General features: G+C 44.2%; 14 protein-coding genes. 7 read left to right on the forward strand and 7 right to left on the reverse strand.

Annotated elements, in window-relative coordinates; translation table 11 throughout:
• The first annotated feature begins 128 nt into the window (after positions 1 to 128).
• The gene (gene selD, locus RIC07_RS29950) at positions 129 to 2411 is read left to right on the forward strand and encodes a selenide, water dikinase SelD (protein ID WP_446397696.1); all 2283 of its coding nucleotides are present in this window, start codon (positions 129 to 131) and stop codon (positions 2409 to 2411) included.
• 439 nt (positions 2412 to 2850) lie between these two features.
• On the opposite strand, the gene RIC07_RS29955 is transcribed toward selD, so the two are convergent.
• The 3 genes from RIC07_RS29955 to RIC07_RS29965 are packed head-to-tail and all read right to left on the reverse strand — an operon-like array spanning position 2851 to position 6201.
• Complete coding sequence (locus RIC07_RS29955) at positions 2851 to 3237, reverse strand: hypothetical protein (RefSeq protein ID WP_446397697.1); 387 nt, start codon at positions 3235 to 3237, stop codon at positions 2851 to 2853.
• 6 nt (positions 3238 to 3243) lie between these two features.
• Positions 3244 to 4401 carry a hypothetical protein gene (locus RIC07_RS29960; protein ID WP_446397698.1) on the reverse strand — a complete coding sequence of 386 codons (1158 nt, stop codon included), beginning with the start codon at positions 4399 to 4401 and terminating at the stop codon, positions 3244 to 3246.
• Positions 4402 to 4407: 6 nt separating this feature from the next.
• Positions 4408 to 6201: an eCIS core domain-containing protein gene (locus RIC07_RS29965; RefSeq protein WP_446397699.1), complete on the reverse strand. Its 1794-nt coding sequence runs from the start codon at positions 6199 to 6201 to the stop codon at positions 4408 to 4410.
• Positions 6202 to 6601: 400 nt separating this feature from the next.
• Between RIC07_RS29965 and RIC07_RS29970 the strand changes: the two genes are divergently transcribed.
• Together RIC07_RS29970 and RIC07_RS29975 are read left to right on the forward strand one after the other, a co-directional pair.
• Positions 6602 to 6841, forward strand: coding sequence for a hypothetical protein (locus tag RIC07_RS29970; RefSeq protein WP_446397700.1), 240 nt, complete (start codon positions 6602 to 6604; stop codon positions 6839 to 6841).
• Positions 6831 to 7208 (forward strand): type II toxin-antitoxin system VapC family toxin, encoded by a 378-nt coding sequence (locus tag RIC07_RS29975; protein ID WP_446397701.1) that lies wholly within the window; start codon positions 6831 to 6833, stop codon positions 7206 to 7208. The genes RIC07_RS29970 and RIC07_RS29975 overlap by 11 nt, the downstream gene beginning before the upstream one ends.
• 156 nt (positions 7209 to 7364) lie before the next feature.
• On the opposite strand, the gene RIC07_RS29980 is transcribed toward RIC07_RS29975, so the two are convergent.
• Complete coding sequence (locus RIC07_RS29980; protein ID WP_446397751.1) at positions 7365 to 8123, reverse strand: Uma2 family endonuclease; 759 nt, start codon at positions 8121 to 8123, stop codon at positions 7365 to 7367.
• 302 nt (positions 8124 to 8425) lie between these two features.
• On the opposite strand from RIC07_RS29980, the gene RIC07_RS29985 reads away from it, so the two are divergent.
• A complete protein-coding gene (locus RIC07_RS29985) occupies positions 8426 to 8623 on the forward strand; it encodes a hypothetical protein (protein ID WP_446382952.1) in 198 nt (65 codons plus the stop codon).
• 126 nt (positions 8624 to 8749) lie between these two features.
• On the opposite strand, the gene RIC07_RS29990 is transcribed toward RIC07_RS29985, so the two are convergent.
• The 3 genes from RIC07_RS29990 to RIC07_RS30000 are packed head-to-tail and all read right to left on the reverse strand — an operon-like array spanning position 8750 to position 11555.
• Positions 8750 to 9238, reverse strand: coding sequence for a hypothetical protein (locus RIC07_RS29990; RefSeq protein ID WP_446397702.1), 489 nt, complete (start codon positions 9236 to 9238; stop codon positions 8750 to 8752).
• On the reverse strand, positions 9180 to 10553 hold the full coding sequence (locus RIC07_RS29995; protein ID WP_446397703.1) for a S8 family peptidase: 1374 nt from the start codon (positions 10551 to 10553) through the stop codon (positions 9180 to 9182). The genes RIC07_RS29990 and RIC07_RS29995 overlap by 59 nt, the downstream gene beginning before the upstream one ends.
• 15 nt (positions 10554 to 10568) lie before the next feature.
• Entirely contained in the window at positions 10569 to 11555 is a 987-nt protein-coding gene (locus RIC07_RS30000) for an AAA family ATPase (protein ID WP_446397704.1), read from the reverse strand.
• Positions 11556 to 12328: 773 nt separating this feature from the next.
• Between RIC07_RS30000 and RIC07_RS30005 the strand changes: the two genes are divergently transcribed.
• The 3 genes from RIC07_RS30005 (at position 12329) to RIC07_RS30015 (ending at position 15108) form a co-directional block, all read left to right on the forward strand.
• Positions 12329 to 14041 (forward strand): ABC-ATPase domain-containing protein, encoded by a 1713-nt coding sequence (locus RIC07_RS30005; protein WP_446397752.1) that lies wholly within the window; start codon positions 12329 to 12331, stop codon positions 14039 to 14041.
• Between the two features lie 191 nt (positions 14042 to 14232).
• Positions 14233 to 14559 (forward strand): hypothetical protein, encoded by a 327-nt coding sequence (locus RIC07_RS30010; RefSeq protein WP_446379524.1) that lies wholly within the window; start codon positions 14233 to 14235, stop codon positions 14557 to 14559.
• A 9-nt stretch (positions 14560 to 14568) separates the two neighbouring features.
• Positions 14569 to 15108, forward strand: coding sequence for a GIY-YIG nuclease family protein (locus tag RIC07_RS30015; RefSeq protein ID WP_446379522.1), 540 nt, complete (start codon positions 14569 to 14571; stop codon positions 15106 to 15108).
• Positions 15109 to 15115: the final 7 nt, after the last annotated feature.

Below are 15115 nucleotides of genomic sequence, written 5' to 3' on the forward strand. Positions count from 1 at the left end.
TGGTGGTTGATGAGGTACAGTCTCTAAGCAAGATCCCCGACTTCTTCAAGAAGTCGGGGATCTGTCTGTGTACCTCACTGACTTGAAAGCGCTGTATGTTAAATTAGGTATATAAGTACCCCTGACCAATGACAAAGGACAAAGAACAAAGGATAAAGGACAAAGATTTAGTCCTGATCGGCGGCGGTCATAGCCACGCGATCGCACTGCGGATGTTGGGGATGAATCCCTTGCCCGGAGTACGGTTGACGCTGATTACTAATGTGTCTCATACCCCCTATTCCGGAATGCTACCCGGTCATGTCGCTGGGTTCTATACCTTTGATGAATGTCATATTGATTTGCGGCGTCTTGCTCAATTTGCTGGCGCTCAATTATATATTGATAAAGCCGTAGGTTTGGATTTAAACTCGAATAAAGTTATCTGTGCCAATCGTCCTCCTGTTGCCTTTGATGTCTTATCCATTGATATTGGCAGTACCCCGGCGAAAGAATCGGTTCCTGGTGTCGCTAAATACGCGATTCCGGCTAAACCTGTCCCCCAATTTTTAACGCGATGGAATCAAATCATCGAAACAATTAGCCAACATCCTCAGCAATCTCTGAGTTTAGGAATTGTTGGCGGTGGTGCAGGTGGCGTGGAACTGGCAATGACAATGCAACGGCGTATTCATCAGGTTGAAACGTGCCATCACACCTCGGTCAATATTCATTTATTTAATCGGGGTGATCAACTCTTGTCGGGGCATAATTCCTGGGCGCAGCGATATGTTGAGAAGTTGCTAAAAAAACGGGGAATTCAGGTGCATTTAGGGGAAACGGTTTCTCAGATATTGCCGGATAAAATTTGCTGTGATTCAGGTTTAGTTGTCGATTGTGATTACAGCTTCTGGGTAACCCAAGCCTCTGCACCAAGTTGGATTGCGGAATCAGGATTGCATACCACTTCAAAGGGTTTTATTTCCGTTGGTGATACGTTACAATCCTTCTCTCATCCTTATATGTTTGCCGCTGGTGATATTGCCACCATGGTAAATCATCCTCGTCCGAAAGCTGGGGTATTTGCGGTGCGCCAAGGGAAGCCTTTAGTCGAAAATTTGCGTTGCTTTGTACAGGGAAAAACGCTACATCCTTACAAACCCCAACGGCGGTATTTGAGTTTAATTGGTACGGGTGATGGAAGCGCGATCGCATCCTGGGGTCCCTTTGGCTGGCATTCCCGACTATTATGGCGTTGGAAGGATCATATTGATCGCAAGTTTATGCGGCAATTTAGGGATTTGCCAGAAATGGAATCGGCTAATCCTGTTCCAAAGAAAACGCCGAACTTGACGAAATCCCCCCGTTTAGGGAAGCCGAAAAACGCCCCACCCATGTATTGCGCTGGCTGTGGTTCTAAAGTGGGTAGCACTACTCTAGAACGAGTGTTAAAACGGTTGCAGAATGAGTATCCTTTCCCCACGCCAGATAATATTATTCTCGGATTGGGAACGCCAGATGATGCAGCGGTGCTAAAAGTTCCTGCCGATAAACTATTAGTGCAAACGATTGATTATTTTCGCACTTTAATCAATGATCCCTTTATCTTTGGACAAATTAGCACTCATCATTGTCTCAGTGATTTATTTGCCATGGGTGCAACGCCTCAGAGTGTTTTGGCAATGGTAACAGTACCTTATGCGACAGCCGCTAAACAGGAGGAAACTCTCTATCAATTATTATCCGGGGCGATGAAGGTATTATCTCAAGTACAAGCGCCGTTGGTGGGAGGACATACAACGGAAGGGACAGAATTAACGTTTGGTTTATCCTGTAATGGGTTAGTGCATCCTCAGCAAATTATCAAAAAAAGTGGGATGAAACCGGGCGATCGCGTAATTCTGACTAAAGCGTTAGGAACCGGGATTTTGTTTGCTGCACATCAACGTTTACAAGCAAAAGGGCGCTGGATTGATCAGGCGGTGGAGTCAATGTTGTTATCCAATCAGGAAGCAGTTAAAGTATTCCGAGATCATGGTGTCACAGCTTGTACGGATGTGACGGGGTTTGGATTGGTGGGACATTTAGTAGAAATGGTGCAAGCATCGGGGGTGGCGGTGGAATTAGAGTGGGATAAAATTCCCCTGATGGAGGGGGTGACGGAACTTGTGCAACAGGGAATTGTCAGTTCACTGTATCCCCAGAATGTCCAAGCTGCACAGTTTATCAGCAATCAGGAAGAGATTTGCGATCGCGTTAATTATCCGGTACTTTTTGATCCACAAACGTCTGGCGGCTTATTGGCGACGATTCCTGGGGATAAAGCAGCGAATTGTGTACAGGTTCTGCAAGAATTAGGATATAAACAGAGTTGCATTATTGGTCAGGTAATTTCCGCTAGTTCAGACGTTCCCCCATTGAGATTTTCCTAGGCTGTCTCTAAAGAAACGTACAGTTTGTCGCGAGTAGGGTGGGCAAATGGATATAATTTATGGTAAATCGTTAAATTAACAATAATTTGCCCACCCTACAATAGTGCGATCGCGCTTACGCCGTGCCGACAATATTTACTCATAAAAATTGAGAATAATTTGAACCATTTTATTGGACTCTTGGTATTTTTCCTTCTCCCCTTCTTGTAGAATAGTAACGCACCTGACAAGATTAGCGATCGCCTGCGGTAGGTTACGCGATCGCGCTGTAGGATGAGGAGCGCGTAACCCATGGAGAGCAACCTACAAGATATCAAAAGATAATTCGCGTTTGCTGGCAACACAATCTTCAAGGTATAAATTTACTAATTCTTGCCAAGACATTCTTTTTTTGCTCTGTAACAATGAACATCAACACGTCGAGAACATTACCATGCTCTCAATTACCAACTGCATAGACAGTAAATCCTAATTCTAGAGATAACTCTAAAAATGCTTCTAATTCCATCAAATTCTGAAAATATGGATGTTTCCTCAACTCTTTACTGATCAAATCTTTCAGTATGCACTCGCGAACATCAGGGTTACGGGGCAGTACAGTACTAGTTGTGTACTTTTTCCTCAGACTCTCAGACCATTGTGAAAACACAAAGTTTAAGCTCTTCAAGATTTGACTCTGATCTTTACGATCTAGGACAGTATCTCCATATAGATCGATTTGCTCTATGGCATAACTATCTATCTGGTCTTTAAGCCACTCCAACATATCATCACCAACCTCAAGTTGGAGAGGAGTTTCACTGCCACTTTTTGCTAACCAAATCATGGATAACTATTCACCCGAGTAAAGTCTTATCCTTTCCTTATGTATTTTGTAGAATTCCAGTATGCTGCCGAGAGCATCATCATAAGGTAATTCCTTAAACTCTTTCAGGATTGATTCAGCAATCGATTCAGGAGATAAGGTAACACAGCTCTTCTCACTTTGAGTATCTCTATAAGAAGAGGAAATCGCACCTAGCTGAGGAAATACTATTGAATCTTCCGACCAGGACAGCGTTGTAGGAGCAATTATACCAACAATATCAATAGGACTTTGCAATAAAGCTACTTGCCACGAAGGTAATTCATTCACACTAAGGCTAAATGTTAAGGTATTATCATTAATTGGCTTGCTCACAGATTGAAAGGTGTCAGCACTGCTAAATACGCGCATTGTCCTACCATTTGAAGAAATCTCATGGCAAACCTCTATCCCCAATTTTTTTGCCAGTGCTAGAGCAAAAGGGGAAGCCATCTTATCACCAGAATAGACAGCACTTAATTCTATCTTTTCATTTTGCAGCCAAGCGAGCAAACGACGTAGTATCAAAGCTGCTTCATATTCATCTAACTGTACAAACCAGTATGCTTGGACTGTATCTCCTTCATCCTCAGCACCTCCCAAGACGATTATCTTCGCCAGACTATATGTATATCTTCTAACATCTAAATGTTCTCCTATAAATGGATATGCTCTTCGTTTAACCTCTCCTACAAGTTTAGATATATCTGAATTGGTAATTGATAACTTGTCTATAATTTGCCAATTACTATTTGATAACACAAGTTCTATAAGGTTGCCAATTATATCGATCCTTGATGAATCTTTTTGTGCCTCATCATATAGTAATTGAGTGGCTTTATCCTCCAGACCGGCCAAGACTAACAAACCTGCATAGCGAGTCACATCAGTACTATCCCACGAGAGATTAAGCTGTTTATTCGCCAAAGTAAGACCTTCAGATTCAAGATTGAGTTCAATCATTAACTCCGAGAGTTCCCAAGCTGCAGCAGACTTGACTTCAAGGGTAAGAGCTTTTTGAAAGCCAGACTTTGCGAGTTGAATTGCATCATTCTCGGAATCCTTTTCTAATGCACAACGAATTTCGTTAATAGTATCTGACAGCGCTTTTATTTCCGTACTTCGTTCGTCGTTTTTAGTGACCATCTTTATTTAACCTGCTGTTGGAGTCGTTTCCATTTCAGTCAAAATAATTTCTTTAACTTCTTCAATTTCTTCCTGACTTAACGTTTTTTGCTCTGCCTCTTGAATTTTATGAATGGCTTCATGAATAGCCTTATCAATTATCCGTTCTTCAGCTAAGATATCCTCATCTCTTGCAATTCTTGAAGGTCCGATGAAAAAATCGATAAGCATCGTTGTCAAACCTTCTCTTTCAGCTTCCCATTCTGCAATTGCTTTCCTACGAGATAAGATCTTTGCGTCGGCACGCGCAGAGCTTGTTGATGCTGTTATAACCGCAGCAGCTGAGAGGATCTTAAAGGCATTTGTTGGAAAAGCCGTTACGATTTTGCCAGTTGCTTTATCAACTACTACCCGTATGATTGTTTCTCCCCCGCCACCTATTTTAAGCCCGAGTTGTTTTTCAAAAACAATTCGCCTCCCTTGATCAACAACGTTATCAGGATTTTTCAGGGCTTTTTGAACCCACTTTTTGACAAACTCGCCTCTCACAAACTTAGATCTTGTTAAATATCTAGCCATATTTTTAGCAACATGCCGCTTGAAAACATGATTAGAGACGTTTGGGCCTCTCTTAGCAAGCCATCTAAGGGCTTTCTGTGCAGCTTTTGCAGCAGCTTGACCAAGAGGATTTCTTTGAACGATTGCTTCATAAACTTGAGGAGAATTAATTTGCTCTATCGTTGGCGCTACTAATGGATGAATCTTTTGCCCATAATCATCATGCATAAAAGGAATAGTCTCGAATTTTATCTGATGAGCTTTGTCTGCACTTGCTTCAGTAGACTTCCTTTGCATTCCTCCTCCTGTCTGTTGCACCACATGAGTCAACTCATGCGCGGTCAACTCATTATTCCCAGGTTCCTTCCCCGCCCCAAAATAAACATCACTCCCATGAGTAAACGCCTGAGCGCCCAACTCCCTATTCATCTGCACCGCTTCACCACCCGTATGCACCCGCACTCCACTAAAATCAGCCCCAAAGCGCGGCTCCATAAACCCTCTCACGTTCTCCGATAACGGAGAACCCCCACCCTTAGACGCATTCAAACGACTCTCTAAATCCCCAGAGGCTTGATTTCCGTCTATTTGAGCTGCCCGTTGTATCATCTGGCGCATCTGCACGCGCGGATCAATTTGCCTCTGCATTACAGGTTGAATCGACTGTGCTCTTTTCCATATCTGATGGGGGTGATGGGGGTGATTGGTATCTAATTGACGCTGAACGGATGCTGAACTATCAGCAGGAGCTGACATTGACATTACCTGAGACGCTACTCGGTCAGCTTCTTGCTCGTAAGTATCTCCAGGCGCTCCTACCGTCAACTTAGTTTGAATACCAATTTCATCTAAATCTTTCCTTTCCTCCCCCACCTGTTCTTTCTCTTCCTTCGCACAATCAGCACATTGGCGTTGAATCGGGTTTTCTGAGACAGGGGCAAAAGCACCTTTTAATTTGGAAGCTGGACTTTCTGGTAAGGGTGGGGGTGGCTCAAACGTTGGTGCCCAGGGTGATTCAAATTTAGGTTGTACTTTTGACCCTTCAGCTTCCTCCTGTTTCTTAGCTTGGATTCCTCGCATCACATTGGCGGTAAGTCTATCCGCCGAGTCTCTGGAATACTCCCCTATTTCTTGGGATGAGGTTGATGACGGGTTTGACTTGGGTTGAATCGAAAAATGTCCCAGTTTAGATGGACTCTTACCCTTTTTCTGTACCGTTGAGGGAGTCCAAGAAGAATTTTTCTTTTGTACGGGTTTATACATGATGCCACCTCGGTTGCCTGCCAACACTCATCCGTTCCCAATTTCTGCGTCAGTTTTCGGGGAATAAGTCTTGCTGAACAAGATTTTGCACCATAGTACAAGAAAAAGGCGATCGCTCTTCTAAATCGACATCAAACTTTACTTTATCAAACTTTACTTTGAGGTGTGTGTAGCCGTCGGTCTTGATATGTTGGCTTGTAGGGGGGTAGGAGTAGAGTGGGCTTTCTGGACATAATTTTTGATGAAATCGTCAAATTATCAGAATTTCCCCACCCAACAAAATTAGGCGCTCTTTCTGTATCCCCAAAATGTACAAGTAGCAAGGTTGATCAGGAATCAAGATAGAGATTTGCGATCGCGCGGTAGGATGAGGATCACGCTACAATAACCCTGATATCTAATGGTTGAAGTCAAAATGGAAGTTTTTCAACTGACAACTACTGTCAATGCCTCCGGTCATTTGATCCTTGATATTCCCACACAACTCTCTCCTGGACCCGTGAATATTGTGTTGGTACTCAGTTCATCTGTTGCATCTAAAGTGCAAAACCAGAACTATGATTTTTCTGATTTGGCAGGGCGACTGAATTGGCGAGGAAATGCAGTAGCCATGCAAAGGGCTTTACGAGATGAGTGGTAATCGCTATGTGCTGGATACTAATGCTATCGTTGCTTTGTTACAAGGCAATCTCCAATTGGTTCAATTACTCCAGAATGCTAGTTGGATTGGCATTTCAATTATTAGCCAGATTGAGTTTCTGGTGTTTTCCGGACTAACTGAAGCGGATCGCCAGCTTTTTCAACAGTTTGTTCAACGAGTGGAGGTTGTGGGTTTAACAGCAGGTGATGCAACTTTGATTGAGAAGATTATCGAAATTCGTCAGCAATATCGCTTGAAATTGCCCGATGCCACAATTGCAGCGATCACAATCCAAAATGGAGCAAGTTTGGTAACGGCTGATCGGGAGTTCTCAAAAGTTACGCAGTTGACAGTGACTACTTGGTAGTGAGTCATTGCTGGATCTAAAACTAGATCTAGGTTACTCAATTGCTCGATCAGTTGCCAATTAATGGAGGCGAGTAGGGTGGGCAAATGGATATAATTTCTGGTGAAATTGTTAAATTAACGTAACTTGCCCACCCTACAAGATATGCGATCGCACTTACCTTTCAGCGATAGCCCGCACAGTCTCCACTGGTAACGATAACGCTTCAGCAATTTGTTCTACAGTTAAACCCATTGCCAATAACTTAGGAATCGCATTTCGTTGCGCTAACTCCGCTTGTTCTCGTGCCTGTTGTTCTTGTCTTTTTTCCCGTTCAGCTTGTTCTCTTGCTCGTTTTTCTAACCTTCGCTGTTCAATAATTTCCACAAAAGAAGCAAATCGCTCCCCATCAGGATGGTATAGCTGTAAATTTCCTTGTTCCAATTCAAATCGAATGCCCAGACGGGGACTAATCCAACCCGACATTCTCGGAATTGGCTGTAATACTTCGTTATCCCGTTGCCATCCTTTGAGGATTCCAGACTGAGGATTAAACAGGTAATATTCCTCAACACCATAACGTTCGTAAAAATAACGCTTGGTTTCCTCTAATTCTGTCTTCGTATTACTGTGAGAAGCGATCTCGAAAACCACTTGGGGCGGAATATTGTCTTCTTCCCACTGTTTATAGGAACGTCGATCACCCTTGGGACGCCCGATGACAACCATGACATCAGGCGCTTGTCTAATCCACGGTTCGCCTTCCACTGGATACCAGAATAAATCTCCAGCTACAAAGACATTAGGATTCTCAAGAAATAGGGCATCAATTCCACCTTGAATGGTGACAATCAAGCGGAATTGGATTGTATTGTCTGCCAAGGGTTGACCGTCACTTTCGGGGTAGATGATTTTAGAGAAGGTAGAAAGGGGCATGATATCACAGGAACAAACATTTTTTGTCACTTTAGCATATCCCCAAAAGACGATGGAGAAATCCATCGTGCGCTGTATTCCCAGACTGTACAAGCTACCCGGTTGATCAGCACTCAGGAACAATTGTGCGATCGCGCCAAGTCTCAAGAATTTTTTGGTAGCTAAGGCTACAGTTTTTCGGTTTTGTCAACTTAAGCCCTGGAGATGAAAACTATGCCGTTAATATTTCTAAATATTTTTAGCTTGGCAGTGTAGAAAAAGGGAATAAGGGTTTAGCCAAACGACTACTGGCTCAGGCGCAAATGAAATATCCCGGAAAATCTGATCGGTGGTACGCGGAGAAAATTATTTATGATTTAGAGCGTGACGGTGCGGGTAGTGGGCGTCGTTCCAGCTATGGGGTTAATCGCCGAGAATTGCGGGAGAACATTTTCCTGGCTGGCTCGATGATATGGCTGGTTAACTCAGTTACCTCCTTGGTTGGTCGTTTGTTGAGATGAGTCATTTGTCAGTTGTCAGTTGTCATTGGTAACGTTAGCTATTTCCGGTGTTCCACCACTGAAATTCTGAGCAACGACGAAATCTCCGACTTGTTCAAGAAGTCAGGGAGCTATAGCTAGCCTTATCTAGGTATTGATATCAACGGCAAGTTCAACTCGATTTAATACAGGAGTATATATATCAACTTCAACCTCTGGGACTCGAATTGACACAATTAATGAATAACGAGCAGATTGCTGCCAACGATCTAAGTATTTTTTCTCTTTCCACCATCCACCAACTGGATAAACGGCGATCGCACCTCTTTGTGCCAGTTCAACAGCAGTGCCATTCCAGATATCCGAATGTATTGAACCTCGGTTTCTTAGCTTTGAACCGAGAAACCAATTGTCACTCTCCGTTCTAGTCGTTGTGTTTTCCTCTTCTTCTCTAGCCGCTTTATTGATTCGTTTCCTAAAATCATCATGGCTTTCCAAGGGGCGTTTTACTTCAAACCGTAAGCCGTATGATGCATACCGATGACGCTGACCCCATCCGCGTTCCCCAGGATTTGGCTCAATGAAGTAAGAAAGAGTAACCTTTATGTCCAGGATTCTCAACTGGTGATACATCATTGAGGTCAAGATAGTCAGTAGCCATCATATCCTGACGAATGTTACCGACAGAAATGACCATGAGTCGTCGCCAATCATCTTCACCGAAGCATAACTGATCTATTGCGGCTGACCAAGATGACGGAGTTCCTTGATTAGAGGGTACACTGGTTACTGCCATGCAAAAAACTCGACGCCGAGTCGGAGCCTGAATTTCGGGACGAGCCACAGCTTCCTGTGTAATTGCACCGTAAAGTTCAGGATCGTTCGGTTGGTTAGGTTGGAGTATTTTAACGGACTCCAGCCGATGCCTAAGTTTTACCTGATTAGAGGTTTGTAGTACATCTAATAAATCAGAATATAGCGCTAAGCCAGCCATCTGAGTACCGTGACCCCGGTTATCATGGACTCCCCAGCTAGGTTCGTAGGTATGCACATCGCTGGGATCTAAAGCTGGCTCAATGAGTGGATGGGTTCGGGTAACTCCACTATCTAATAGACATAACGCGATCGCATGTTGACCTGGCTCAAGGATACGATCCGCTACATCTCTAGCCCAACGTTCTTGTTCCATTGGACCCATGTCCAAAAACATTGATGGGGTATCTTTGGCAATACGCAGTTCTGCAACAGCATCCGAGTTTTTGATCAGCCTCGCCATTGCTTCTACATCAGCCATAGCTAGAACAACCTCCCGTTCTGGGAAGGAAATCGCGTGGGGTTTGGTTTGAATATTCAGGCGCTCAGTAATAATATTAAACGTTTCACGTTGGTCACGACGCAGCCAGACTTCCCACCAAACTTCTTGCCCATCTTGAGGAAAGAGGGTTGAATCGTCCGTAAACAGTGAGCGAACAGTACCAATCTCTACCGTTTCTAGTCGCGCAACCAATACTTCATTCTTAGGCTTACCTTTTTTCGTTTCCTGATCACGGTATTGTTCCACTTTTGACAGAAAGTAGTCAGTGGATGCTTCCGGTACAAATACCGTTGCTTTGACCACATCCTCCTGTTCAGCAGGCTTATGTACTGCCACAAGTTCAATCTTCTTTTGGCGATTTTCTAGTTTCTCAAACGCATTTGCTTGGTCAGCCAGCACCTGAAATTCTAAATAAAAACCCGGTTTACCCGTGGCTATTTCGGGTTCACGAGAGTCTAACTGCTGTCGAGCCTTAAGAAGGGATCGACCAATCGCTCGTGCTAACTCGTTAGCATGTCTTTCTCTATCGCGAGGGGGCGGTGGTGGAGTTGTTCCTGTACGTGGCGATGTGTAATTTTCGCTTTCACCACTATCAGGAAGATAGATATGAGGACGATCACGCGACTGATCAACCATTCGATATTGAACTCCTTATTGCTCAAAGGTAATATCCTTTCGTTCCAGGATAGCCAAGATTAGGGTTTCTTCGCTGACTTGTTTGGTATTCGATAATATCGCTTGTTTTGCCGCTTCGTCTGTCGCTCTGACAATCTCAGCTTGAGTGAGTCCCTCGGCTGCGTCGATAATGCGTGACCAATCCTTCCATCCTATATCAAAGGTTACTAGCCGCATTCTTATCAGTTTGCGAATTATTTTTGCATCCGGCAGCTTGTACTTAATTACATCGTCAAAGCGCCGAAAAAGGGCGTTGTCTAATAAGCTGGGGTGGTTCGTTGCCGCAATAATAATGCTTTGGCTATTATCATTTTCCAAAAACATCAAAAAAGAATTGAGTATGCGCCGAATTTCTCCCACATCATTTCCCGTCGTGCGCTGGGTGCCAATCGCATCAAATTCATCAAATAAATAGACTCCTTTGGTTACGCTCATGGCATCAAAAATAACTCTGAACCGACTAGCCGTTTCTCCCATAAATTTACCAATAATACTTTCATAAAGTGTGGTAAAAAGCGGAAGTTGCAGCTCTCCAGCTAAAGCCGCCGCCGTCATTGTCTTCCCTGAGCCTGGTGGTCCGACAAACAGGAGTTTACGACGAGGTGACAAGTTATGTTCCCGCAACCGTTTTTGTTGCTTTTGTTCGGTTAAAATTCGTTTTAATCGACTCTCTAATTCAGGTTGCAGAATCATTTCAGATAACCGCGTCTCTGGATATCTCACGGATACTAGATTCGCCAGATCACCTTTGGGTTGAGCTAAGGGTATAATTCCAGGTGTTTGCTCTATCACAGACTTACGCTCTTTGGCTTGATCAATTAACTCTCTGATTTCTTGAGCTAACTTCCCATGTCCCAGCCTTGCTTCATAAGCTGCCATCTGTAGAGCAGCAGAATAGAACTGCCGATCCTCACCTTCCAGATGGCTCTTTAAAAGCGCTATAATGTGCCGAGCAGTGGACATGATTGATCTTTGCCTTTTTTCGTGGCAGTCTTAACTGTAGTACTATTAAAACTTGAATGTTGGTCAGTTTAGCCGTTGTTATGGATGGCAAATTCCGCCTTGACAAAAACTCCTCGGTAGGTCATGGTCACATCTAATCCAAAAAGTACACAAGCCGTAACTGCTCATCGGATTTAACTATATCGTTTTGCTGACCACTTCTAGTATAGTACAATTGCACTATAGTGATCCGCTTTGAATATGCTAGTGAGTCTTGCCCATCCACTGATAATCTGGATCAAAATGCGGCTGTGATTTACCCGATTGGCTTAGGTGATCACTTGGCTGTGGTAGTTTCTTGAGATGATGCTGCACTGTGCCATTACGGGACAAGGCTATACCAAGGGAAAGACCTTGAATTGATTCAATCAACTCCAAGCAACGATTTTTAGATCAAGTGTATAGTTCAATTCCTTTGTATCAATTTAAAATCCATTTTTTAAGGATAGAATACTGTAGAATTAAGCATTAATGTGAAAATAATATTGTAAGTTTTGATTTCAAGATAAATACAAAATTGTTCCCTATACTCCAAAACTCACACCATGACTACTGAAACTCCTTTATCCCGTGGGTACTTTTTCCTTGGAGTCATCTGCCTTCTGCCTTCTCCTAAAAGGGGTTCGTTAACCTGGATTTAGTATAATCTCCCTATTCGCTAGCGATATCCTTTAAGAAGTCGGGGATCTAGTAGTAGTGTGAAAACAACCATTACCCAATTTCTTACTACGGTTATGAGCAATCGCGAGAAACTACGCCAACTCCTACTCCAACTTGACAACAAGAGCTACAAAGCCTACAAGGATATTAAGGGACGCTATAACTTTTCGGATTTCACCTTAATTGTCGATCGCGTCCAAGGTGATCCCTTTGCCAGTCCCAGTCATGTTCGGGTGCAACTGTCCCAAGCGGTGGCGGATTTTCCCAAAACCCTTTACCAAAGTCGTAGTCGAGAAATCGCCTTACGGGATTACCTAACACGCCAGTTTGATTTAGTGGCGCGAGAATTCAGTTCCCACCGGGGAACCGGGAATAGTGGGCGGATTGCGATTATGTCTGTGGGACAATCGGTAATTGAGCGCACGGCTGCATTTATCAATGATGAACTCGTCGAAGTGCGCTTTGTCGTCGGATTACCTGCACGGGGACGACGTATCTCTGGGCGTCAGGCGGCGGAAATGTTGTGTGAGGATATTCCGGAGATTGTTGATCAAGCGCTGAAGTACGACTCTCTAGATGCCGTAGAGATTAAACAGCACATTGAAACCATTGAAGATGCAGACTGGATGCGTCAACAGTTAGCCGAACGGAATTTAGTGGCATTTATTGCTGATGATGCCATTCTACCCCGACGCAGTGGCGTGGATGATCGCCCATTAGACAAAAATGCCTTACCCTTCCAATCCCCAGAAACCTTGCGAGAAACGTTTAATTGTCCCAATCGGGGAGAGGTAACCGGGATGGGGATTCCAGCAGGAATTACCCTGATTGTCGGCGGTGGTTATCATGGTAAGTCTACCGTCTTGCGATCGCTCGAGGTGGGGGTCTATAATCACATTCCCGAAGATGGACGGGAATTGGTGGTGACTCAAGCCTCAGCCGTAAAGATTCGGGCAGAAGATGGGCGTAGTATTGCCAGTGTCGATATTTCGCCGTTTATTAACCAACTACCTCAAGGTCGGTCTACTCGTCAATTTTCCACCGCCAATGCGAGTGGGAGTACCTCCCAGGCGGCGAATATTATTGAAGCGTTAGAAGCCAATACCCAATTATTACTCGTGGATGAGGATACGGCGGCGACAAACTTTATGATTCGTGATCATCGGATGCAACAGTTGATTGCCAAAGACAAGGAACCGATTACGCCGTTTATCGATAAGATACGCCAACTCTACACCGATTATGGGGTATCCACGATTGTAGTCATGGGGGGTAGTGGCGATTACTTTGATGTCGCCGATACCGTCATCGCCATGGATAACTTCCAACCCTACGATGTTACCGAAAAAGCCCGCGCGATCGCGAAACAGTATCAAACGGAACGGATTCCCGAAGGCGGAAAAGAGTTTGGCGAGATTGCGCCGCGTATTCCGTTACCCGAAAGCATTGACCCCAGTCGCGGTTCACGAGACGTTAAGCTGAAGGTGCGCGATGTGGATGAAGTTGTCTTTGGCAAAGAGGAAATTGATTTAGCCGCCGTTGAACAGATTGTGGAGAAAGGGCAATTACGGGCAATTGCTGAAGCGATTGTTTATGCCAAACGGCACTATATTAATGGGCGACATACAGTTGCCGAAGTGCTAAATCGGATGATGGCAGATCTTGAATCTCAGGGATTAGATTTGCTGGGAAATTTGCCAGAAGGAGACTTAGTATTATTCCGGCGATTTGAGTTAGCCGCCGCCTTAAATCGATTGCGAACATTGCAGGTACGGGATCATCATTAACATCCTCTGTCACCGTCGCCAAAAGCTGATTTGTCGGTCATAGATCTGTAGGGGCGACCCACTTACTCAATTAAGAGAACCGACCCCTAACTATTGTCGGGTCGCCCTCCTAAAATTGACTGACTGAGAATGATGCAAGATGTGGGGTATAATCATCCCAGTCGTAAACTTGCTCACGATTCTGCCCCACCATGGCTCAATTAAAAATTGTTAACAATTTTGATGGCAGCTTTGTCCTTGAACCAGACGCCCAGACCCATTTATTTAGCTTGTTGAACGGTGAATCATTCCGCCAGCAAGTCGCGGGACAACTGCACTGTCAAGACTTGGAATTCACCGAGTTACTGTTTCAACCTGTCCCCTACAGCGAAGGGACTCCCAAGGGGATGCCACGGCAGTTTGAACAGTATCACGAATCGGACGATTATGCAATTATAAACGTCCCGCCCAACTTCATGTTCAAAGCCAAAATCTTCAACCCCAGCCGCCTCTGCGCGATTTATAGAAAAATAGCCTAAGGATTGCTGATGAGTTCTGAAACGCCAATTCCCGCTCTCTCTGACCTAGAGTATATCCCTTATCTGGACGAGGAGGGTAATCTCCCGGAATCCTTATCCGGTAAAATCGGTGTCTATGCCATTTTTGACCAGGATAAAACTCTGCAACTGGTTAACTATTCTCGTGATATTTATGTCAGCTTAAAACAACACCTAGTCCGTCAGCCTCAATCTTGCTATTGGTTGAAAGCGGAAACCATTGAGCGCCCCAATCGCACTCGCTTGGAAACAATCCGCAAGGCTTGGATTGAAGAAAATGGAGACATTCCGCCAGGGAATGGTCAAGATGAAGCGATTTGGAATCAGCCGATTGATGCGAAAAAGGCGATGACAGATGAGGATAAAGCCACCTATAACAAGAGTGAAGAATTAGGTCAAATTAAGCTGTTAAAGAAAATAGCACGGCGCGTTGAAGCGGAAATAGTCGAACAATTAAATGCCCGTGGTGTGCAAGCTGAGATTCGTTTTAATCCTAAGTTAAAAGAGCAGGGATTACTGGATTTAAAATAATGACTCG

Origin of the sequence: Coleofasciculus sp. E1-EBD-02 (assembly GCF_040218245.1) — a bacterium.
Taxonomy (GTDB): domain Bacteria; phylum Cyanobacteriota; class Cyanobacteriia; order Cyanobacteriales; family Coleofasciculaceae; genus Coleofasciculus.